This is a genomic window from Methylobacterium sp. 391_Methyba4, from assembly GCF_029691625.1.
GTDB classification, from domain to species: Bacteria; Pseudomonadota; Alphaproteobacteria; order Rhizobiales; family Beijerinckiaceae; genus Methylobacterium; species Methylobacterium fujisawaense.
Window position 1 is genome coordinate 1,907,501 of the sequence record NZ_CP121475.1, and the last position, 21,062, is coordinate 1,928,562.

Sequence of the window (21,062 nt, forward strand, 5' to 3'; positions counted from 1 at the left end):
GCCGCGGCGCAGATGGCGCGTACGGAGACCCGGGAGCCTGCGAAAGACGGCACGGCGAAGGTCGTTCCCCTCAGCAAGGCCGACGTGCAGCTCTCCTTCGCCCCCGTGGTGAAGCGGGCCGCGCCCTCGGTGGTGAACGTCTACGCGTCCCACGTGGACAAGCGCTCCAGCGCGCGCACCAGCGCCATGGAGGAGTTCATGCGCCGCTTCTTCGGCGAGCCGGAGGGCGGCCGCGGGCCCCGGGGCGACCGGGCGCAGCGGTCCCTGGGCTCGGGGGTGCTGGTCGATGCCGACGGGCTCGTGATCACCAACAACCACGTCATCGACAACATGAACGAGGTTCGGATCGCCCTGGCGGACCGGCGCGAGTTCGAGGCCACGATCGTGATGCGCGACACCCGCACCGATCTCGCGGTGCTCAAGATCAAGGAACCGCCGAAGGGCCTCGTGCCGATGCCGTTCGGCGACGCCGACGCCCTCGAGGTCGGCGACTTCGTGATGGCGATCGGCAACCCGTTCGGCGTCGGCCAGACGGTGACGCAGGGCATCGTCTCGGCGCTGGCGCGCACGCAGGTCGGCTCGGCGGACTACCAGTATTTCATCCAGACCGACGCGGCGATCAACCCGGGCAATTCGGGCGGGGCGCTGGTCGATCTGCGCGGCCAGCTCGTGGGCATCAACACCGCGATCTACTCGCAGTCGGGCGGAAGCCACGGCATCGGCTTCGCGATTCCCGTGGGCATGGTCAAGGCCGTGGTCGATGCCGCCCGCGACGGCGCGGGCATCGTGCGCCGGCCCTGGCTCGGCGCGCGCATCCAGAGCGTGACCCCCGACATCGCCGACAGCATGGGCCTCGACCACCCGACCGGCGTGCTGGTGGCGAGCCTGCAGGCCAAGAGCCCCGCCGAGGAGGCGGGCCTGAAGCGCGGCGACCTGATCCTCACCGTCGACGGCCAGGAAGTGGCCGACCCGGAGGCCTTCGGCTACCGCTTCGCCCTCAAGGGCATCCAGGGCAACGCCCGGTTCGGGATCCTGCGCGGCACGACCCGCCAGACGGTGGCGGTCAAGCTCGCTCCGGCGCCGGAGACGCGGCCGCGGGACATGCTCAAGGTGAAGACCCGCTCGCCGTTCCTGGGCGCGACGCTCGTGAACACCTCGCCTGCGGTGGCCGAGGAGATGCAGGTCGATTTCCCCGCCGACGGTGTGGCCGTGCAGGCCGTGGACGAGAACTCCATCGCCGCCCGGGTGGGGCTGCAGAAGGGGGACGTGATCGTAGCGGTCAACGGCGTGCCGATGGCGACCACCAAGGATCTCGACCGGGTCACCCGCAACAGCCTCAATTCCTGGGAAGTGGCGATCAACCGCAACGGCGAGGTCCTGACCTCGGTGTTCGGCGGCTGATCCCGGGCGAGCCCGGCACCGGCTCGCGACCGTGGGCAAGCGTGGGCAAGGTCGGGCGCGCCGCTTGCGCCGCCGGTCGCGCCCGGTGTTGATGCGCAGATGTCCGACCTGTTCGCTTCCGCGGAGCCGCCCTCCGCGCCGGATTCCGGCCGCGCCTCCGGCACCGAGGCGGGCCGCCCCCTCGCAGACCGCCTGCGGCCGCAGAGCCTTGCCGAGGTCGTCGGCCAGGAGCACCTGACCGGGGAGGGCGGGGCGCTCACGCGCCTGCTGCGCGGGCGCAGCCTCGGCTCGCTGATCTTCTGGGGACCGCCCGGCACCGGCAAGACCACCGTGGCGCGGCTGCTGGCGCAGGGCACGGACCTGCATTTCGAGCAGATCTCGGCGATCTTCTCGGGCGTGCCCGACCTGCGCAAGGTGTTCGAGGCCGCGCGCAAGCGCCGGGCGACCGGACAGGCGACCCTGCTGTTCGTCGACGAGATCCACCGCTTCAACCGGGCGCAGCTCGACGCCTTCCTGCCGGTCATGGAGGACGGCACCGTCACGCTGGTGGGGGCGACGACGGAGAACCCCTCGTTCGAGCTGAACGCCGCGCTCCTGTCCCGGGCCCGGGTGCTGCTGTTCCGGGCCCTCGATCCGGGCGCCATCGCGCGGCTGCTGGTGCGGGCCGAGGCGCTGACGGGCCGAGCCCTGCCGCTCACCGAGGAGGCGCGCGACGTGCTGGTCCGCATGGCCGACGGCGACGGGCGGGCGGCCCTGACCCTGGCGGAGGAGGTGTGGCGCTCGGCGCAACCGGGGGAGACTCTCGACGCGGAGGCCCTGCAGGCCATCGTGCAGCGGCGGGCGCCGATCTACGACAAGGCGCAGGAGGGCCACTACAACCTGATCTCGGCCCTGCATAAGACCGTGCGCGGCTCGGATCCGGACGCGGCGCTCTATTATCTCTGCCGGATGCTCGATGCCGGGGAGGACCGGCTGTTCATCGCCCGCCGGCTGGTGCGCATGGCGGTGGAGGATATCGGGCTCGCCGACCCGCAGGCCCTGGTGGTGGCCAACGCCGCCAAGGACGCCTTCGACTTCCTCGGCAGTCCGGAGGGGGAGCTGGCGCTCGCCCAGGCGGCGATCTACCTCGCCTGCGCGCCGAAATCGAACGCGGTCTACACCGCCTACAAGGCCGCGACCCGGCTCGCCAAGGAGGCGGGCTCCCTGCCGCCGCCGCGGACCATCCTCAACGCGCCGACCAAGCTGATGAAGCGGATCGGCTACGGCGAGGGCTACCGCTACGACCACGACGAGCCCGATGCCTTCTCGGGACAGGATTACTGGCCCGACGCGCTGGGGCGCCAGCACCTCTACGAGCCCACCGAGCGCGGCTACGAGACCCGCCTCGCCGAGCGCCTCGACCGGTGGGAGGCTCTGCGCAAGCAACGGCGCGGGGAGGCGTAGAGGCGTCCGACGTCATCGCGAGCGCAGCGAAGACAGCGTCATAGGTCGAGGGGCGCGTTGTCGATCACCTCCTTCATCACGAAGAAGGTCCGGGTCTGGCGCACCCCCGGCAGGCCGATCAGCGTGGCGCTGTGGAGGCGGTTGAAGTCGGCCATGTCGGAGACCCGGATCTTCAGCATGTAGTCGAAGTCGCCGGCCACGAGATGGCAGTCGAGGAGCACGGGAATCGCCCGCACGGCAGCCTCGAATTCGGAAAAGCTCTCGGGGGTCGAGCGGTCGAGCACGACGCCGACGAAGACCAGGGTACCGCGTCCGACCCGCATCGGATCGATCAGCGCCCGGACCGCCCGCACGAACCCGTCCGCGAACAGGCGCTGGATCCGGCGGTGGCAGGTGGCCGCGCTGGTGCCGACCCGCTCGGCGATCTCGGCATTGGCCATCCGACCGTCCGCCTGGAGCAGGCGCAGGATCTTCTGGTCGATCCGGTCGAGCCCTTCGGACATGGACGATTCTTTCATGTTCGACTGGAAAACCGGACTTTCCTGCGTGAGTTTGGCTTGGCAACGCAAGAGACCGGCCTTCGACGCCCAAAGATCGAGAGCACCTTTCATTGCAAATCGGGTAATTTTCCCTGCGCCTCGAAGATAGGAGCCGGGACCTCACGGCCCGGTCGTTCTCGGGGCCTCGCCTCGATGCATCCGGGCCGGACGGAGACCGCTCCTGCCCCCGGGCGCGTCCCGAGATCTGGAGAGACCCGATGCTGGCACAGTTCGAGCGCTATCCCCTGACCTTCGGCCCGACGCCGATCGAGCCGCTCAAGCGCCTGACGGCTCATCTCGGCGGCGAGGTTGAGATCTTCGCCAAGCGCGAGGATTGCAATTCCGGCCTCGCCTATGGCGGCAACAAGCTGCGCAAGCTCGAATACATCGTCCCGGACGCGATCAAGAGCGGCGCCGACACGCTGGTGTCGATCGGCGGCGTGCAGTCGAACCACACCCGCATGGTCGCGGCGGTCGCCGCCAAGATCGGCATGAAGTGCCGGCTGATCCAGGAGGCCTGGGTGCCCCACGAGGACGCCGTCTACGACCGGGTCGGCAACATCCTCCTGTCGCGGATCATGGGCGCGCAGACGCAGCTCGTGGATGACGGATTCGACATCGGCATCCGCGACAGCTGGAAGCGGGCGCTCGCCGAGGTCGAGGCCGAAGGCGGCAAGCCCTACGCGATCCCGGCCGGCGCCTCGGTGCACAAATACGGCGGGCTCGGCTATGTCGGCTTCGCCGAGGAGGTGCGCAAGCAGGAGGCCGAGATGGGCCTGCGCTTCGACTACGTGGTGGTCTGCACGGTCACGGGCTCGACCCATGCCGGCATGCTGGTGGGCTTCTCCGCCGACGGGCGCGCCCGCAACGTCATCGGCATCGACGCCTCCTGCACCCCGGCCCAGACCAAGGCCCAGGTCCTCGACATCGCGCAGAACACCGCCGCCCTGGTCGGCGCGGGCGACATCGTCGCCGACGACGTGGTGCTCAACGAGGACTACGCCTACCCGGTCTACGGCGTGCCCTCGCAGGAGACCGTGGAAGCGATCCGGCTCTCGGCCCGGCTCGAGGGGATGATCACCGACCCGGTCTACGAGGGGAAGTCGATGCAGGGCATGATCGACCTCGTGAAGAAGGGATTCTTCCCGAAGGGCTCGAAGGTGCTCTACGCCCATCTCGGCGGCGCCCCGGCGCTGAACGGCTACAGCTACACGTTCCGCAATGGCTGAGCCGGGGCGAACGCGCCTCCCATCCATCGCCTCATCCTGAGGTGACCGCGCAGCGGGCCTCGAAGAAGGGCTCCAGGGATCGCAGCGTCCTCTGGAAGGCTCCTTCGAGGCCTCCGCTGCGCCTCGGGATGAGGGGGAGGGTGGAGGCCGCGACTCTGGCCTGCAGTCCCCTATATGGCGGCGCGGGACCCGCACCGGAGAGGGCAGGGATGATCGCACCGGCACGCGCGCTGCTCCTGGCCGCCCTGCTCGCCCTGGGCGGCCCCGCCGCGCGGGCCGCCTCGGGGCCGGCCGTGGAGGCCGAGAACGGGATGGTGGTCTCGTCGCAGCGCCTCGCCTCGCAGGTAGGCGCCGACATCCTCCGGGCCGGCGGCAACGCCGTGGATGCCGCGGTGGCGGTGGCCTATGCCGAGGCGGTGGTGAACCCCTGCTGCGGCAATCTCGGCGGCGGCGGCTTCCTGGTGCTGCACGCCGCCGACGGGCGCAGCCGCTTCGTCAATTTCCGCGAGACCGCCCCGGCCGCCGCGACCCGGGACATGTACCTCGACGCGACCGGCACCGTGGTGAAGGGCGCGAGCCTGCGCGGCTGGAAGGCGGCCGGCGTGCCCGGGACCGTGCTCGGCCTCAACACCGCGCTGGCCGAATACGGCACCCTGCCGCTGACCCGGGTGATGGCGCCGGCGATCGCGCTCGCCCGGGATGGGTTCGTGCTGACCCGGGGCGACACCGACATCCTCGAATCCGGCACCACGCTGTTCGCAGCCCAGGCCAACGTCGCCCGGATCTTCCTGCGCCCGGACGGCAGCCCCTGGCGCCCCGGGGACCGGCTTGTCCAGGCCGACCTCGCCCGGACCCTCCAGGCCATCGCCGATCACGGCTCGGACGCGTTCTACAAGGGTGCGATCCCCGAGGCCGTCGAGGCGGCCTCACGGGCGGGCGGCGGCCTGCTGACGGCGGCCGACTTCGCCGCCTACACGGTAACGCAATCCGAGCCGCTGACCTGCCGCTACCGGGGCGCCACCGTCCTGTCGGCGCCGCCGCCCTCGTCGGGCGGCACCACGCTCTGCGAGATCCTCGGCATCCTCGACGGCTACGACCTGCGGGCGGCGGGGTTCAACTCCGCGCGAAGCGTGCACCTGATGGTCGAGGCCATGCGGCGCGCCTATGCCGACCGCAACCTGCTGCTCGGCGATCCGGCCTTCGTGGCGAACCCGGTCGACCGGCTCCTGTCGCCGGCCTATGCGGAGACGCTCCGGGCCTCGATCCGCCCGGACCGGGCGACCCCGTCCTCCGAGATCCGCCCGGATCCCGGCCTGGAGACGCGGGAGCGGGCCGAGACCACCCACATCTCGGTGATGGACAAGGCCGGCAACGCGGCCGCGCTGACCTACACGATCAACGGCTATTTCGGCGCCGGGGTGATCGCCGCCGATACGGGGTTCTTCCTCAACGACGAGATGGACGACTTCACCGTCAAGACCGGGGTGCCGAACCTGTTCGGCCTCGTGCAGGGGACGAAGAACGCGATCGAGCCCGGCAAGCGCCCGCTCTCCTCCATGGCGCCCACGATCGTGCTGCGGGACGGCAAGGTCGCGCTGGTGGCGGGCTCGCCGGGGGGCTCGCGGATCATCACGATCACCGCGCAGACGCTGATCAACATGCTGGATTTCGGCATGGCGCCGCAGGAGGCCGTGGACGCCCCGCGCATCCACCACCAGTGGCTGCCCGACACGGTCTACGCCGAGCCCTTCGCGCTCTCGGCGGACACGCAAGCGATCCTGCGGAGCATGGGCCACACGCTCGTCGAGCAGAAGCCCTGGGGGGCGCAGGAGCTGATCGCGGTACGCGCCGCGGCGCCCGCGCTCCCCGAGGCGACGTCCTCGGGCAACGACGCTTCGCGCACGCAGGGGATGCGGCCGGGACTGCTCTACGGCGCCAACGACAACCGGAGGCCCGCCGGCGCGGCGGTTGGAGAATAGGGCGCGGTCGGCTGTATCGGAACAACCCCGTCGTGGCGCAACCGCGCGGCGGAACCCGCTCACCAGCACCCTCAACGGTGCAGGCGCGGATCTACCGGCCGATGCGGGGCGCGCCTGCGGTGCGCTCGGAAAAGGGGGAGGGCCCGGGCTCGTGCGCCCGCGGACCCTGCCGCTCAGCCCTCTCCGGCCTCCCGTGCCACCGCCCGGAACCCGATGTCGCGCCGGCAGAAACCCTCCGGCCAGTCGATCCGGGCCACCGCCGCGTAGGCGCGACCTTGAGCGTCCGTGACGCTGTCGCCGAGCGCCGTGACCGCCAGGACCCGGCCGCCATCGGCCAGGAGCTGCCCGCCCTCGGCCCGGGTGCCGGCCTGAAAGACGTGAACCCCGTCGCCTTCGGCCCCATCGACGCCCCGGATCACCGATCCCCGGACCACGGCACCCGGATAGCCCGCCGCCGCCATCACCACGGTGAGGGCGGCCCGCTGGGCGTCGAATTCCAGGCTTACGCCGGAGAGGTCGCCCTCGCAGGCCGAGAGCAGCGCCGGCACGAGGTCGGAGGCGAGGCGCGGCATCAGCACCTGCGCCTCGGGGTCGCCGAAACGGGTGTTGTACTCGATCAGCTTGGGGCCGTCGGCGGTGAGCATCAGGCCGGCATAGAGGATGCCGGTGAACGGGCAGCCCCGCGCCCGCATGCCGGCGAGCGTCGGCGCGATGATCTCGGCCATCACCCGGGCCTCGATCTCCGGAGTGACCACCCGGGCGGGGGAATAGGCGCCCATGCCGCCGGTGTTGGGACCGCGGTCGCCGTCGAAGACCCGCTTGTGGTCCTGGGCGGTGCCGAGGGAGATGGCCCGCGTGCCGTCGCACAGGGCGAAGAAGCTCGCCTCCTCGCCGAACAGGCACTCCTCGACCACCACCTCGGCGCCGGGCTCGGCGAACAGGGCGGTCAGCGCGTCCTCGGCCTGGTCGAGGGTCTCGGCCACGGTGACGCCCTTGCCGGCGGCGAGGCCATCCGCCTTCACGACGATCGGGGCCCCCTGCTGCCGGACATAAGCCAGCGCCGGCTCCAGTTCGGTAAAGCGTGCGAAGGCGGCGGTGGGGATGCCGCAGGCAGCGCACAGGTCCTTGGTGAACCCCTTCGATCCCTCGAGCCGGGCGGCGTCGCGGGTCGGCCCGAAGGCACGGATCCCGGCAGCCTTCAGGTCGTCCACCAGCCCGGCGACCAGGGGAGCTTCCGGCCCGACCACCACGAGGCCGATCGATTCCGCCGTGCAGAAGGCCGCCACCGCCGCGTGGTCCGTGACGGCCAGGTCCGGCCGGTTCGTCCCATGGCGGGCCGTGCCGGGATTGCCGGGCGCCGTGAACAGGCGCGTGCAGAGGGGGCTCTGGGCCAGCCGCCACGCCAGGGCGTGTTCACGGCCGCCGGAGCCGATCAGGAGAATGTTCATGCGCACGCCACCATGGACCGAGCTTGTGGGCGAAGCCTGCCGGTGGGCAAAGGTTTTTTTCGGGCTGTCCCCGCTCTGCGCGGATATCCCGGCCGCTCAGCAGCCGATGCAGACGCCCGTGTTGACGCCCGTGTTGACGCTACCGCGCAGCCCACCCCCGTGGCGACCGAGATGACGGCCTCCATGGATTCCCCTCCGGACTCCCCCCCGGATGCCGCGATAGGGCAGGACGGGTCCGAAGGACTCGAATTGGACGTTGCGCTGGATCGTCTGGTTCAGCGTATTGAAGTCCGAGACCCGCTGCTGGTTGAGCGCCCGGATCTGACCCTGCAGGGCGAACGAGGCGTTGGCGGCGTTCGGGTCGTTCTGCTGCACCTGGGCCTGGGCGGCGCCGGCCGGGAGGGCGAGCGCCAGGGCGAGGAGCGCGCGGGATGCGGGGCGCATGGGTCCCTCCGTGCAACGTATCGCGATGTATCGTGTGGTCTTTCGAACTCGACGCGCCAGGATCGGTCCGGGTTCCGGGCCGCGTCAACCCGGCACGACCGGGGATTTCGTCTCCGGAAGGGTCGCGACCAGCTTGGCATCCAGCCCGGTATGCGCCTGGACCAGAGGATGCGGGGTCAGAGCCAGCCACTGGGTCAGGGAGATATCGGCATAGCGCGGGCTCTTGAAGATCTCCAAGAAGGTCAGTGTCGTGTCGCCGGTATTCTCGATGTAATGGCCCATGGCGAAGGGCACATAGCCCACATCGCCGGCCTGGTAGTCGAAGGTCCGGGCCTTCGATTCCGAGCCGAACACGGTCATCCGGCCCTTGCCCGAGAGGTAGTACTGCCATTCGTCGCCATTCGGGTGCCAGTGCAGCTCGCGCAGGCCCCCGGGCTCGACCTCGACCAGCGCTGCGGCGATCGTCACGGAGGCCGGGAACACCGTGGAATCGGTGATGCGCACGCTGCCGCCCCGGGTGCGGATCGGCTCCTGCGCCAGCATCCGGTGGCTGAACGACTTCGGCACCGGGCCCGAGCCGCCCATCCGGTCGGCCGTGAGCGGGCCGGGCTTCGGCCCGGGGAAGATGTAGAGCTCCTTCTCGGGGATCCGGGCGAAGGCGCTCTCGGGCAGGCCGAAATTCTTCGCGAGCACGTCCTTGGGCGTGTGCGCCAGCCAGTCGGTCAGCAGGAAGGTGGAATCCTCCGAGAAGCCGCCGTCGTCGAACACGAGCAGGAACTCGCAGCCGTCGATCCCGTCGGCGGCGAGCCCTTGGATCGAGTGCGGGATGCCGCCCGGGAAGTACCAGAGATCGCCCGCGCCGACATCGTCCGCGAAGGTGCGGCCGTCTTGGTCGACCGCGGTGATCCGGGCCTTGCCCTTGATCATGTAGGCCCACTCGGCCTCCTTGTGCCAGTGCATCTCGCGGACCGCGCCGGCCTTGAGCCGCATGTTGACCCCCGCCATGGCCTTCGAGACCGGCAGCTCGCGGATCGTGGTCTGGCGCGCCCAGCCTCCCTCCTCCAGTCGCATGTGGCTGTCGCTGAACGACCATTTCAGGTTCGGCATCGTGCCGTGGTCGGTGCCGGGCGGCGCCAGGGTGAACGGCTCCTCGGCCGCCCGGGGCTTATTCTGCGGCCCCAGGATATCGGCGCCCTTGCCCCGGCGCTCGGGGAGGGGCGCGGCCGGCCCGGCGGATTGCGCCGCAGCGGAGGACGCCACCATCGCGCCGCCGACGGCGATGACGGCACGCCTGGAAATCTCGGACATCGCACTCGGTCCCTGCTCTGTCGCAGGGTAACCGGACGCCGGCCGGGAGGATCCGCAACGGGGCACCATCGTGCAGTGCGGCATCTCGCCCGGAGCCTGCGCGCGATCTATATCTTGAATGCACGATCAGACGCGTCCCGATTGGGGGACGAGCGCCCGAGCGGTGCACGGGGCGCGACCCGAGGGCGAGGATGGCGGATCGGGACAGTTCAGCCGCGGGCGAGGCCGGCCGCGCCGCGTCCCACGGCCGCCTGTGGATCGCCCTGCTCGCGCTGGCGGGCGCGGGTCTCCTCGGCTACCGCCACTGGCCGGAACAGTCCCGGGCGGCGAGCTCGGAACCGGCTGCCGCGGCAAAGCCACCGGCTGTGCGGGTCGCCCGGGCCGCCCGGGCCTCCGACACCTTCAGCCTGACCCAGACGGGCACCACCCAAGCCTTCGATACCGCCGGCCTCTATCCACGGGCGACCGGCTACATCGTCGAGCGCAAGGTCGATATCGGCACGCACGTGAAGAAGGGCGACCTGCTGTTCCGGATCAGCGCGCCCGACCTCGACCAGCAGCTGGTCCAGGCGCAGTCGCAGGCGCTTCAGCTCCAGGCGGCGCTGATTCAGGCACGGGCGATGGTCGACCAGGCCGAGGCCAACCGTCACCTCGCCGACGTGACCAACCGGCGGACCGCGACGCTCGCCGGCACCGGGGTCGAGACCCGGCAGAACGCCGACACCTCCCAGGCCGGGGTGCTGGCGCAGACCGCCAATGTCGACGCCGCCAAGGCGGCCGTGAAGGTGGCCGAGGCCAACATCGCCGCGCAGGAGGCGCAGGTCGCCCGGCTCAAGGTCCTGACCGGCTTCGAGGAGATCCGCGCGCCCTTCGACGGGGTGGTGACCACCCGCAACAACGATGTCGGCGACGCGGTGACGGCGGACACGAACACGGGCGCGCCGCTCCTGACCCTGGCGCGGGACGACGTGCTGCGCATGGCGGTGAACGTGCCGCTCTACGCCGCCGACGACGTCCGCGACGGACTCGACGCCAGGGTCGAGGTGGCGCAGATCCCCGGCAGGGTCTTCCCCGGCAAGGTCTCGCGCTCGTCGACGACCCTGCTCTCCACCGCGCGGACGCTGGCGACCCAGGTCGACCTCCCCAATCCGGACGGCACGTTGCGAGCCGGGCTCTACATCACCGTCACTTTGGAGATCCCCCGGTCCTCGCCCGCCGTGACGGTGCCGAACGAGGCCCTGATCTTCGACCAGCACGGGACCCGCGTGGCGATGATCGAGCCGGCCGGGGACGGGACCGGCGTGGTGCGGATGCGCCCGGTCACGATCTTCCGCCAGACGCGCACGCTGCTGGAGTTGCGCGACGGCCTGAACGGCGGCGAGCGCGTCGTCGTGGGGCCGCCGGCCTCATTGCGCGACGGTGACAGGGTCGTCCTGCGTCCGGAGGACAAGGCGGGGGCGTGAACGGCGGCACGCGGTCCAGGGCGATCCGGCCGCCGTAGCCTGCCTCTGCTGCCTGCCGCTGCTGCCTGCCGCTGCTGCCTGCCGCTGCTGCCTGCCGGGCGTCAGGCCCCCCTGCAGGCGGGCCTGTCCAGCCTTGGGACATGTCCAGCCTTGGGACAGCCACAACCGGCATAAGCCGTCGGACAGACGGTGCTCCGCCGCGGGGTCGCCCCCCGGCGCCGTCATGGCCGGCTGGCTCAAGGATCAGGTTGATCGCCGTGGCACTCGGAACCCTCGCATTATCGCTCGCGCTGCTTGGCCTGGCCCTGGCATTCTTCGGGGCGAAGCTGGCCTTCGCGGGGGGATCGTCGTTCTACCTCGCCCTGGGGGTCGGTTTGCTGGCCTCCGGCATCCAGCTGGCCCGGCGCCGCCAGAGCGGCCTCTGGATCTATGCCCTGATTCTGGCGGCGTCCTTCATCTGGACGATCGTCGAGGTCGGGCTCGACAAATGGCAATGGATCCCGCGCGGCGCCCTGATCTTCGCCCTCGGCCTGGTCCTCTGCCTGCCCGTCGTGGTGCATCGCCTGCGGGACGCGCCCGAACGGGCCTGGGCGCCGAGCCTCGGAAACGGCCCGCTCGCCCTCCGGGCCGTCGTCCTGCTCATCGCGGCCGCGAGCACCGCTTCCTGGTTCGTCGATCCGGTCGAGACGCACGGCATCCTGCCGAAGGTCGCGGAGGCGAGGGCCGCCGTCGATCCGAGCGGCGTCCCCTATCCGGCCGACGACTGGGTCGCCTATGGCGGCACCAATCTCGGCCAGCGCTACTCGGCCCTCGAGGACATCACCGTGGGCAATGTCCAGGGCCTCACGGTGGCCTGGGAGCACCATACGGGCGACCTGCGCGGCGACAGCCGGACGGATTCGAAGGAATTCACCTTCGAGGCCACGCCGATCAAGGTGAACGGGCTGCTCTATCTCTGCACGCCCCACAACATCGTGCAGGCCCTGGAACCCGAGACCGGCCGGCTGGTCTGGGCCTTCGACCCGCAGATGGCGCGGGACGGCCAGTACCAGCACCAGACCTGTCGCGGCGTGTCCTACAACGACTCGACCGGCTACGCGCCGCCGGCGGAGGCGGATCCGGCGACGGCGGGCGCCGTCGCGGCGGCGGTCGCCGAATGCCCGCGCCGGATCATCGCCGCCTCGGTCGATGCGCGGCTCTACGCGCTGAATGCCGATACCGGACTCCCGTGCCGGACCTTCGGGGCGGACGGGTTCGTCGATCTGACGGCGCAGATGCCGAACCTCCGGCGTGCCGCCTATCAGCAGACCTCGGCGCCGCTGGTGACCCGGAACCTCGTCGTCCTCGGGAGCGCGATCGCCGACAATTACTACGCGGAGAATCCGTCGGGCGTGATCCGCGCCTTCGACGTGCGCACCGGCGCGATCGTCTGGAAGTTCGACGCCGGCAAGCCCGACGCGACCGAACCGCTGCAGCCCGGTGCGCTCTACGAGCCCAACTCGGCGGTGGCCTGGACGCAGTTTTCGGCCGACGAGGCTCTGGGGCTCGTCTACGTGCCGTTCGGCAACCGGGCGCCCGATCAGGTCGGCGTGTCCCGGTCGAAGGCGGACGAGGCCCTCGTCGACGCCCTGGCGGCTCTCGACCTGGAGACCGGCAGGCTGCGCTGGGCCTTCCGGACCACGTATCACGACCTGTGGGACCGCGATAACCCGTCCCAGCCGGTCCTCCTGACCCTGCCGCAGGGCGACGGGACGGTGCCGGCGATCCTGATCCCCACCAAGGTCGGCAATGTCTGGGTCCTCGACCGCCGCACCGGCGCTCCGATCCGGCCGGTCTCCGAGGTCTCGGTCTCGACCCGGACCGACATCCCGGGAGAGGCGCCGTCTCCGGTCCAGCCGGTCTCGTCGCTCCGCTTCACGCCGGCGCCGCTGAGGGAGGCCGACATGTGGGGCGTCACGCCCTTCGACCAGATCCAGTGCCGGCTCGCCTTCCGGTCGAACCGCTACGACGGCAACCCGTTCACGCCGCCGCAGGCGTCAGGCGGCGCGATCATCTGGCCCGGCAATATCGGGGTGTTCAACTGGGGCTCGGTGGCCGTCGATCCGGTCCATCACTGGATGATCGCGACGCCGCAATACCTGCCCTACCTCTACCGCCTGCTCCCGCGCCCGGCGAACGAGCCCGACCGGCGCCTCATCACCACCGATCCGGATTCCGCCCCGGGCAACGAGAATCTCGGCGGCCCCTACGCGGTGTCCATCGCGCACATGCGCTCGGCCCTCGGCGTCCCGTGCAACGCGCCGCCCTGGGGCGTGCGGGTCGGCGTGAACCTCGCGGACGGCACAACCGCCTGGAGGCACCGCAACGGCACCGTCGCCGGGCAGAAGATCGGCGGGGTCGCGGTCCCGATCCCGTTCGCCATGGGTATGCTGGCCCATGGCGGCACCCTGGCCACGGCCGGCGGCGTCGCGTTCACGGCCGCCACGCTCGACGACCGTATCCGCGGCTACGACATGCAGACCGGGGCGGTCCTGTGGTCCATGACGCTGCCGGCCGGCGGTCAGGCCACGCCGATGACCTATCGCGGCAAGGACGGCCGGCAATACGTGGTGATCGCGGCGGGCGGGCACGGCTCGCTCGGCACCACGCCGGGCGATTCGGTCATCGCCTTCCGGCTCCCGTGAGCCGGCGCCCGCGGCGCGAGCCCGGGGATCGCCGGCCTCGCGCCGGAACGGATGGCGCCGGAGGGCCCGGCTCTCCGACCGGGCAGGGGGCGTTCTAGCCCGCGAGCCGCGCCCGCGCGTCGATGCGGGCGAGGCGGGCCAGCAGGTACTCGACCTCGGCCTTCGCCTGCGCGGTGAGCGCCTGCGACGGCTTGCGCTGGGCGTCGGATGAAAAAATTCCCCGGCGCATGAACACGTATTTCCGCACCGCGAGCCCCAGCGGGCCCTGCTGCTGCTCGTAGCGCAGATAGGGGAGGTGGGCGTCGAACAGGTCGTGGGCGGCGTCGCGCTCGCCGGCCCGGCCGAGGCGGACCACGTCGACCAGCATCTCCGGGAAGGCGTAGCCGGTATTGGCCCCGTCGGCGCCGCGCTCGGTCTCGAAATCGAGGAACAGGCCGCCATTCCCCACGAGGATGGAGATGTGGCGCATGGAGCCGTCGCGCTCGAAGCCGCGCAGCGCCGAGATCTTCTCCAGGCCGGGCCAGTCCTCGTGCTTGAGCATCACGCAGGAGGGGTTCTCCGACACGATCCGGCGGATCACCCCCGGGGTCATCTGGACCGAGAAGGTGAGGGGGTAATCCTGCAGCACGAAGGGCACGTCCGGCCCGATCGCCTCGGCGGCGGTGCGGTAATAGCCGACCACCTGGTCGTCGGTGCGCAGCGTGTTGGGCGGCGCGATCATCACGCCGGCGGCGCCCAGCCCCATCACCTCCCGGGCGAGGGCCCGCATGGCCGCGAAGCCCGGCGCCGTGACGCCGACGATGACCGGCAGCCGGGTGCGCCCGAGGACGCGCTTGGCCACCGCGAGGCCCTCCGCGTGGTCGAGCTTGCCGGCCTCACCGAGCTGGCCGAGGATCGTCAGGCCGTCGACGGCCGCAGCCCCGAAGAAATCGGTCATCCGGTCGAGGGAGACCTCGTCGATCCGGCCATCCGGATGGAACGGCGTCGGGGCGATCGGCACGACGCCGCGAATGTCGCTGGTGAGAGGCATACCGGTCTCCGTGCTGCTGCGGCGACCGCCGGCCGCCGGTGGGTATGCCCATACTCAAAAATCCCGGGCGCTGCGACGCACCCGGGACGGGATCGGCCTTCGGTCAGGCCGTTCGGTCAGCCCAGCAGCTTGTCCAGGGTGATCGGCATCTCGCGCACCCGAACGCCGGTGGCGTGCCAGACCGCGTTGGCGATGGCCCCCACCGTGCCGGTGATGCCGATCTCGCCGACGCCCTTCACGCCGAGCGCGTTCACCACCGCGTCGTCCTCGTGGACCAGGATCGCCTCCATGGCGGGCACGTCGGCGTTCACCGGCACGTGGTACTCGGCGAGGTTGTCGTTGAGGAAGCGGCCGGTCCGCGGATCCATCTCGGCCCGCTCGTGCAGGGCGAAGGACAGGCCCCAGATCATCCCGCCGTAATACTGGCTCTGGACGAGGCGCGGGTTGATCACCCGGCCCGCCGCGAAGGCGCCGGTGAGGCGGCTCACCCGGATCTGGCCGAGATCGGGATCGACCTTCACCTCGGCGAAGACCGCGCCGTGGGCGTGCATGGCGTAGGACGCCTGCGCGGCCGGATCGGCCCCGGCCTTGCCCTGGCCCTCGATGCTGGCGCGGCCGGCCCGCTTGAGGATGTCCGTGACGGACTCGCCCCGGCCCGGATCGTCGCGCCGGGTGAGCCGCCCGTCCGCCGCGGTGACGCCGGCATTGCCGGCGCCGTAGAGCGGGGAGGCGGGGTCGTTGGTGGCCAGCTCCGCGAGCTGCCGGATCACGTCGGCGGCGGCCGCGTGGATCGCGCCGCCGGCGGTGGCGGTGTGGCCGGAGCCACCCGCGATCCCGGCATTCGGCAGGTCCGAGGAGCCCATCCTGAAGGTGAGGGCGTCCATCCCAATCCCGAGCCCGTCGGCGGCGATCTGGGCGAGCGCCGTCCAGGATCCCTGGCCCATGTCGATCGCCCCGAGCTCCACCGTGCCGGTGCCGTCGGCGCGGATCTCGGCCCGGGCCATCCCCTCGAAGATCAGCGCCGGGAAGGTGGCGGTGCCCATGCCGGTGCCGACCAGGAACCCGTCCCTGTCGCGGGTCTGGCGGGGCTGGAGCGGCCGCCCGGCCCAGCCGAAGGCCTCGGCGCCCCGCCGGTAGCAGTCCCGCAGGGCCTTCGAGGAGAACAGCTTGCCGGTGATCGGCTCGACCTCGGCGTAGTTGGCGAGCCGGAACTCCAGCGGGTCCATGCCGAGCGCGAAGGCCATCTCGTCCAGCGCGCTCTCCAGGGCGACGCTGCCGGTGGCCTCGCCGGGGGCGCGCATGAACAGCGGCGTGCCGGTGTCGAGGCGCACCGCCTCGTGCCGGATGGCGATGGCGGGGCTCGCGTAGAGGGTGCTGGTCGCCCGGCCCGCCGGCTCGAAGAAATCGTCGAAGCTCGACGAGGCGGTGCGGATGTGGTGGTCCAGCGCCGTGAGCTTGCCGGCGGCGTCGGCGCCGAGCCGGATCGTCTGCCGGGTCGGCCCGCGATGGCCCATGGGACCGTACATCTGGGTCCGGGTCGGCACGAGCTTCACCGGCCGGCCCACGAGCTTGGCCGCCATGCAGGCGAGCACCTGCGGCCCGGCCGGCACGCCCTTCGAGCCGAAACCGCCGCCGAGATAGGGGCTGTCGATGTGGATGTCCTCGGGGCGGATGCCGAACAGGCCGGCGAGCCGGGCCTGCGACATGGCGAGCGCCTGGGTCGGCATCAGGAGCGTCAGCCGGTCCCCGTCCCAGCTGGCCACCGCCGCGTGGGGCTCCATGGCATTGTGGTACTGGGCCGGCGTCTCGTAGGTGGCGGCGATCGTCTTCGACGCGGCCGCGAGCCCGGCCTCGACGTCGCCGTCGGTCTCCACCGGCGGCGCGCCGACGCCGACCGAATCCGGCGTGAAGGCCTCGCCGGAATCGAGCCCGATCCGCGGGGTCTCGGCCGCGTAGGTCGGGGCGAGCAGCCGGGCCCCTTCGGTGGCCGCCTCCAGGGTCTCGGCGATCACCACGGCGATGGGCTGGTTGGCGTAGCGGACCCGGTCGTTCTGCAGGAGGTCGAGGCGGAAGGTGAACGGCCCGTCCTTGGCATCCGGATCCTTGGCGAGCGCCGGGGCGTGCCCCGGCCGCATCACCGCCACGACGCCGGGATGGGCCTCGGCGGCGGCCACATCGAGGCCGGTGACGCGACCGCGGGCGATCCGGGCGACGCAGAGCGCCGCGTGGAGGGTCCCGGGGGGCAGGTTGTCGGCGGAGAAGCGGGCCTGGCCCGTCACCTTGAGGGGGCCGTCGCGCCGGGTCAGCGGCTGGCCGATGCTGGAGCCGTGCCGGATCGCGCCTGCGGGGCGGTTCGAGGCGGGCGTGGAGGTCGCGGTCATGCGGGTCTCCTCAGACGATGCCGAACGGGGAGGCGGGGAGCGCCGGGATCCGGGCGGGCGTCCCGGCGGCGGCCTGGGTCAGCGCGCGGATCGCCACCCGGCGGGCGAGCTCGATCTTGAAGGCGTTGGCCTCGCCGGTGGGCTTGGCGCCGGCCAGCGCCGCGGCGGCGGCCTTCGCGAAGGCCTCGGGGGAGGGTGCCTGTCCGGAGAGCGCCGCCTCGGCCTCCGCCACCCGCCAGGGCTTCAGCGCCAGCCCGCCCAGGGCGAGCCGGGCCTGCCCGATCCGGCCGCCGGCCTCCAGGGTGAGGGCGGCCGCCGCCGAGACCACCGCGAAGGCGTAGGATGTGCGGTCGCGGACCTTGAGATAGCGGGCATGGCCCCGGAACGACGCCGCCTCGGGGGGCAGGCGCAGGCCGGTGATCAACTCGCCCGGCTGCAGCTCCGTCTCCCGCTCCGGATGGTCGCCGGGGAGGTGGTGGAACGCGGTGAGCGGTACCTCCCGGGCGCCGTCCGGCCCGGCGATCTCCACCACCGCGTCGAGGGCGGCGAGCGGCACGCAGAAATCGGACGGGTGGGTGGCGATGCAGTGATCGCTCCAGCCCTGGACCGCGTGGATGCGGGTGGCGTGCCCCAGGGCCGCGCAGCCGGAGCCGGGCGCGCGCTTGTTGCAGGGCGAGACCGCGTCGGTGAAGAAGGGGCAGCGGGTGCGCTGCATCAGGTTGCCGCCGACCGTGGCGGCGTTGCGCAATTGCGCCGAGGCGCCGGCCAGCAGGGCCTCGGCCACCATCGGGTAGGTTTTTTCGAACATCGCGTCGTGGGCGAGGTCGCTGTTGCGCACCAGCGTGCCGATTCGGGTGGCGCCGTCCGGCAGCCGCTCGATCGACGACAGGCCGGGGAGCCGGGTGATGTCGACGACCCGCTCCGGGGTGGCGACGCCGCCCTTCATCAGGTCGACGAGGTTGGTGCCGGCGGCGAGGAAGGCGGTACCCGGAACCTGCCCGGCCGCCACGGCCTCCGGCACGCTCGCCGGGCGGATGTAGTCGAAGGTCCTCACGCCGCGTCCTCCCGGTGCTCCGCTTGGCCGGCCGCGTCCTTTACGGCCTCCAGGATGCCCGCGTAGGCGCCGCAGCGGCAGAGATTGCCGCTCATGCCCTCGCGGATGCGCTCCGGATCGGTACCGGCGTGGCCCTCGCGGATCAGGCCGACCGCGCTCATGATCTGGCCGGGGGTGCAGAAGCCGCACTGGAAGCCGTCATGGGCGATGAAGGCCGCCTGGACGGGGTGCAGCCGGTCGCCCTCGGCGAGCCCCTCGATGGTCAGCACCTCGGCCCCGTCGAGGCTCGCGGCGAGGGTCAGGCAGCTGTTGATGCGCCGCCCGTCCACCAGCACCGTGCAGGCGCCGCACTGGCCGCGGTCGCAGCCCTTCTTGGCGCCCGTCAGGCCGAGGCGCTCGCGCAGGAGATCGAGGAGGGTGACGCGCGGATCGTCGAGGGCGATCTCGCGCGGCTGTCCGTTCAGGGTGAGCCTGAGGGGAATGGTCATGCGGCGGTCCCGGCTTCGAAGGCTGGAACCGTTACAGATAGCCGCCGCCCCGCTCCCGGCGAGACCTTAAGCAGAAAGCGATGTGCGCAAGATCACGGCACGCACAGGTTGGGCGCTTATGCAGACTTGACCTTAACCTCCGAGACGGATTTCAGCACCGTCTTGCCCTTGGCGGTCTTGATCTCCAGGGCCGGCTCCGCCTTCGAGGCCTCGCGCTTGACCGTGTTGCCCTTGATGGTCTTCTTGACATCCTGGGTGTGGACCTTGGTCACCTCGCCCGAGACGGTGCCCTGGCCCCACTTGTAGGTGACATCGTCCCCGGTCTTCACCTTCGCCTTGGCGGTCATGTGCGTCTCCATCGTGGATGCGGGGAAAGGCGCCCCGGGGCAGGGGCGTTCCCGGGTTTCCACGGCCGGAATGCCGCAGGCGGATCGACCCGTTCCCGGCTCACCGGCCGACCTCCCGGCGCAGGGCCGCGACCATCGTCTCGACCGCCGCCTGCGCGGTCTCGCCGAGGTCGATGTCGGTCTCGCCGGCGGTGACGAGGCCGCGCCCCTCCAACTCCTTGACCCCCTCCGGATCGGCCTCGTGGCCGGCGCCGTCCCGGCGGACCACCGCGGTGACCTTTTCGCCGCTGACGAGGCGGTGATAGGCCGCGAAGGCGAAGATCGAGAGGGCCTTGTCGGAGAGTCCGTTCACGTCGTCGGCCATGCCTGGCGCCTCCTGCGCTCCGCGCGTCGTATCCGATGGGCGAACGCCGGACGGGGCCGGGGGCTCCGGACCCCGGCCGGGGTGCGACGACGGGTGCGCCCGTCCGAGCGGCGACGCTTCGCGCCGGGCCCGCCTTCCTGCTAGTCTCACAGCTCCCATGACAGCGCATACCGACCAGACCGAAGTGGAACCCAGCCCCGAGGCGGCCCGCCCCCCCGCGCCCCCCGATCTCGACTATCGCCTGCGCCAGCAGGCGATCCTGTCCGAGTTCGGCGTCGAGGCTTTGCGCGGCACCGATGTCGACCACCTGCTGCAGCGGGCTGCGGAGCTGTGCGCGCAGGGCATGGGCGCCGAGTTCTGCAAGGCCCTGGAGTACCAGCGCGGCGCCGACACCCTGCTGGTCCGGGCCGGTGTCGGCTGGGGGCCCGACGTGATCGGGCAGGCCCGGATCGGGGCGGACCTCGCCTCCCCGGCGGGCTTCGCCCTCAAGACCGGGCGGCCGGTGATCTCGAACCACCTCGCCGACGAGACCCGGTTCCGGACGCCGCAGCTCATGGCCGATCACGGCATCCGCCGGGCGATCAACGTGCTGATCGAGAACCGGGACGGCGCCTTCGGGGTGCTGGAGGTGGACGACACCCGGGAGGGCATGTTCGAGGAGGCCGACATCGCCTTCATGCAGGGCTTCGCCAACCTGCTCGGCGGCGCCATCGAGCGCCAGCGCACCGAGAGCCTGCTGCGGGCCGCCCTCGCCCGGCAGGACCTGCTCGCCCGCGAGATGAGCCACCGGGTCAAGAACAGCCTCGCCATCGTGGCGAGCCTGCTCGCCCTCCAGGCCCGGGCCGCCGAAGACCCGGCCGTGCAGATGGCCCTCGCGGATGCGCGCAGCCGCGTCGAGGCGATCGCGAGCGTCCACGACCAGCTCTGGCGGCAAGGTGACAAGGACGGCGACAAGGCGGCGGGCGAAGGGGAGGGGGTCCCGGGCGAACTCGACCTCGCGCCCTTCCTGGAGAAGCTGGTGGCCAACCTCGCCAGCGGCGTGCCGGGCCAGCGGCTCGCCTGCACGGCCTGCCCGCAGCGGATCTCGGCCGACCGGGCGATTCCCATCGGCCTCTTGGTCAACGAACTCGTCACCAACGCGCTCAAATACGCCTATCCGCCCGAGACGCACCCGGGAGGCGGCGAGATCCGGATCCGCGCCGAGCGCCAGCCCGGGAGCCTCGTGGTCGAGGTCGCCGATGACGGGATCGGGCTGCCGGCGGAATTCGAGATCGGACGCAACTCGAAGAGCCTCGGCATGCGGGTGGTCGGCAGCCTCACGCGCCAGCTCGGCGGCAGCCTGACGATCCCGGCCCGGGGGAAGGGCGCCTGCTTCCGCCTGGAGGTGCCGCTGGACGGCTGAGCGCAGCGCCCGGCCGGGGCGGGGACGGGAGAAGGGCCCTGCCCCGTCGCGACCGGGG

General features: G+C 71.7%; 17 protein-coding genes (1 of these 17 cut by a window edge). 7 read left to right on the forward strand and 10 right to left on the reverse strand.

Annotated elements, in window-relative coordinates; genetic code table 11:
• Positions 1-1,401 carry the 3' portion of a Do family serine endopeptidase gene (locus P9K36_RS09005; protein ID WP_043347519.1) on the forward strand. It extends 57 nt beyond the left edge of the window, so only the last 1,401 of its 1,458 coding nucleotides appear in the window; its start codon lies beyond the left edge, outside the window; its stop codon occupies positions 1,399-1,401.
• A gap of 99 nt (positions 1,402-1,500) precedes the next feature.
• Positions 1,501-2,844 (forward strand): replication-associated recombination protein A, encoded by a 1,344-nt coding sequence (locus P9K36_RS09010; RefSeq protein ID WP_043756679.1) that lies wholly within the window; start codon positions 1,501-1,503, stop codon positions 2,842-2,844.
• 38 nt (positions 2,845-2,882) lie between these two features.
• On the opposite strand, the gene P9K36_RS09015 is transcribed toward P9K36_RS09010, so the two are convergent.
• A complete protein-coding gene (locus P9K36_RS09015; RefSeq protein WP_043385985.1) occupies positions 2,883-3,347 on the reverse strand; it encodes an Lrp/AsnC ligand binding domain-containing protein in 465 nt (154 codons plus the stop codon).
• A gap of 254 nt (positions 3,348-3,601) precedes the next feature.
• On the opposite strand from P9K36_RS09015, the gene P9K36_RS09020 reads away from it, so the two are divergent.
• Together P9K36_RS09020 and ggt are read left to right on the forward strand one after the other, a co-directional pair.
• A complete protein-coding gene (locus P9K36_RS09020; protein WP_043385983.1) occupies positions 3,602-4,612 on the forward strand; it encodes a 1-aminocyclopropane-1-carboxylate deaminase in 1,011 nt (336 codons plus the stop codon).
• Positions 4,613-4,821: 209 nt separating this feature from the next.
• Positions 4,822-6,591, forward strand: coding sequence for a gamma-glutamyltransferase (gene ggt, locus P9K36_RS09025; protein ID WP_043756680.1), 1,770 nt, complete (start codon positions 4,822-4,824; stop codon positions 6,589-6,591).
• A gap of 173 nt (positions 6,592-6,764) precedes the next feature.
• On the opposite strand, the gene purD is transcribed toward ggt, so the two are convergent.
• The 3 genes from purD to P9K36_RS09040 all read right to left on the reverse strand — a co-directional run bounded on the left by purD (position 6,765) and on the right by P9K36_RS09040 (position 9,791).
• Entirely contained in the window at positions 6,765-8,039 is a 1,275-nt protein-coding gene (purD, locus tag P9K36_RS09030; protein WP_043385979.1) for a phosphoribosylamine--glycine ligase, read from the reverse strand.
• A gap of 96 nt (positions 8,040-8,135) precedes the next feature.
• Positions 8,136-8,483, reverse strand: a complete 348-nt coding sequence (locus tag P9K36_RS09035) for a hypothetical protein (protein WP_043756681.1) — start codon at positions 8,481-8,483, stop codon at positions 8,136-8,138.
• A gap of 84 nt (positions 8,484-8,567) precedes the next feature.
• Positions 8,568-9,791: an oxalate decarboxylase family bicupin gene (locus P9K36_RS09040; RefSeq protein ID WP_043756682.1), complete on the reverse strand. Its 1,224-nt coding sequence runs from the start codon at positions 9,789-9,791 to the stop codon at positions 8,568-8,570.
• 191 nt (positions 9,792-9,982) lie between these two features.
• Here P9K36_RS09040 and P9K36_RS09045 point away from each other — a divergent pair, with 191 nt between their 5' ends.
• Together P9K36_RS09045 and P9K36_RS09050 are read left to right on the forward strand one after the other, a co-directional pair.
• Positions 9,983-11,254: an efflux RND transporter periplasmic adaptor subunit gene (locus tag P9K36_RS09045; protein WP_043756683.1), complete on the forward strand. Its 1,272-nt coding sequence runs from the start codon at positions 9,983-9,985 to the stop codon at positions 11,252-11,254.
• Between the two features lie 257 nt (positions 11,255-11,511).
• Entirely contained in the window at positions 11,512-13,938 is a 2,427-nt protein-coding gene (locus tag P9K36_RS09050) for a membrane-bound PQQ-dependent dehydrogenase, glucose/quinate/shikimate family (protein ID WP_043761080.1), read from the forward strand.
• Between the two features lie 94 nt (positions 13,939-14,032).
• Here P9K36_RS09050 and P9K36_RS09055 read toward each other — a convergent pair whose 3' ends face one another.
• The 6 genes from P9K36_RS09055 to P9K36_RS09080 all read right to left on the reverse strand — a co-directional run bounded on the left by P9K36_RS09055 (position 14,033) and on the right by P9K36_RS09080 (position 19,602).
• Positions 14,033-14,968: a dihydrodipicolinate synthase family protein gene (locus P9K36_RS09055; RefSeq protein WP_043345416.1), complete on the reverse strand. Its 936-nt coding sequence runs from the start codon at positions 14,966-14,968 to the stop codon at positions 14,033-14,035.
• A gap of 116 nt (positions 14,969-15,084) precedes the next feature.
• Positions 15,085-17,349, reverse strand: a complete 2,265-nt coding sequence (locus P9K36_RS09060; protein WP_278306919.1) for a xanthine dehydrogenase family protein molybdopterin-binding subunit — start codon at positions 17,347-17,349, stop codon at positions 15,085-15,087.
• Between the two features lie 10 nt (positions 17,350-17,359).
• Complete coding sequence (locus P9K36_RS09065) at positions 17,360-18,403, reverse strand: xanthine dehydrogenase family protein subunit M (protein WP_043756687.1); 1,044 nt, start codon at positions 18,401-18,403, stop codon at positions 17,360-17,362.
• Positions 18,400-18,891: a (2Fe-2S)-binding protein gene (locus P9K36_RS09070; protein ID WP_043345413.1), complete on the reverse strand. Its 492-nt coding sequence runs from the start codon at positions 18,889-18,891 to the stop codon at positions 18,400-18,402. The genes P9K36_RS09065 and P9K36_RS09070 overlap by 4 nt, the downstream gene beginning before the upstream one ends.
• Before the next feature lie 116 nt (positions 18,892-19,007).
• A complete protein-coding gene (locus P9K36_RS09075; RefSeq protein WP_043385962.1) occupies positions 19,008-19,238 on the reverse strand; it encodes a DUF2945 domain-containing protein in 231 nt (76 codons plus the stop codon).
• 100 nt (positions 19,239-19,338) lie between these two features.
• Positions 19,339-19,602: a hypothetical protein gene (locus P9K36_RS09080; RefSeq protein ID WP_043756689.1), complete on the reverse strand. Its 264-nt coding sequence runs from the start codon at positions 19,600-19,602 to the stop codon at positions 19,339-19,341.
• A 157-nt stretch (positions 19,603-19,759) separates the two neighbouring features.
• Here P9K36_RS09080 and P9K36_RS09085 point away from each other — a divergent pair, with 157 nt between their 5' ends.
• On the forward strand, positions 19,760-21,004 hold the full coding sequence (locus P9K36_RS09085; protein WP_043345408.1) for a histidine kinase dimerization/phosphoacceptor domain -containing protein: 1,245 nt from the start codon (positions 19,760-19,762) through the stop codon (positions 21,002-21,004).
• The last annotated feature ends 58 nt before the right edge of the window (positions 21,005-21,062 follow it).

What these genes read in the sequence shown, in the direction of transcription:
- P9K36_RS09070 (WP_043345413.1), bottom strand. Translation starts at nt 18,891, where the DNA reads ATGACCATTCCCCTCAGGCTCACCCTGAACGGACAGCCGCGCGAGATC.
- P9K36_RS09020 (WP_043385983.1), top strand. Translation starts at nt 3,602, where the DNA reads ATGCTGGCACAGTTCGAGCGCTATCCCCTGACCTTCGGCCCGACGCCG.
- P9K36_RS09040 (WP_043756682.1), bottom strand. Translation starts at nt 9,791, where the DNA reads ATGTCCGAGATTTCCAGGCGTGCCGTCATCGCCGTCGGCGGCGCGATG.
- P9K36_RS09010 (WP_043756679.1), top strand. Translation starts at nt 1,501, where the DNA reads ATGTCCGACCTGTTCGCTTCCGCGGAGCCGCCCTCCGCGCCGGATTCC.
- purD (WP_043385979.1), bottom strand. Translation starts at nt 8,039, where the DNA reads ATGAACATTCTCCTGATCGGCTCCGGCGGCCGTGAACACGCCCTGGCG.
- P9K36_RS09080 (WP_043756689.1), bottom strand. Translation starts at nt 19,602, where the DNA reads ATGGCCGACGACGTGAACGGACTCTCCGACAAGGCCCTCTCGATCTTC.
- P9K36_RS09045 (WP_043756683.1), top strand. Translation starts at nt 9,983, where the DNA reads ATGGCGGATCGGGACAGTTCAGCCGCGGGCGAGGCCGGCCGCGCCGCG.
- P9K36_RS09085 (WP_043345408.1), top strand. Translation starts at nt 19,760, where the DNA reads ATGACAGCGCATACCGACCAGACCGAAGTGGAACCCAGCCCCGAGGCG.
- P9K36_RS09035 (WP_043756681.1), bottom strand. Translation starts at nt 8,483, where the DNA reads ATGCGCCCCGCATCCCGCGCGCTCCTCGCCCTGGCGCTCGCCCTCCCG.
- P9K36_RS09055 (WP_043345416.1), bottom strand. Translation starts at nt 14,968, where the DNA reads ATGCCTCTCACCAGCGACATTCGCGGCGTCGTGCCGATCGCCCCGACG.
- P9K36_RS09060 (WP_278306919.1), bottom strand. Translation starts at nt 17,349, where the DNA reads ATGACCGCGACCTCCACGCCCGCCTCGAACCGCCCCGCAGGCGCGATC.
- ggt (WP_043756680.1), top strand. Translation starts at nt 4,822, where the DNA reads ATGATCGCACCGGCACGCGCGCTGCTCCTGGCCGCCCTGCTCGCCCTG.
- P9K36_RS09015 (WP_043385985.1), bottom strand. Translation starts at nt 3,347, where the DNA reads ATGTCCGAAGGGCTCGACCGGATCGACCAGAAGATCCTGCGCCTGCTC.
- P9K36_RS09075 (WP_043385962.1), bottom strand. Translation starts at nt 19,238, where the DNA reads ATGACCGCCAAGGCGAAGGTGAAGACCGGGGACGATGTCACCTACAAG.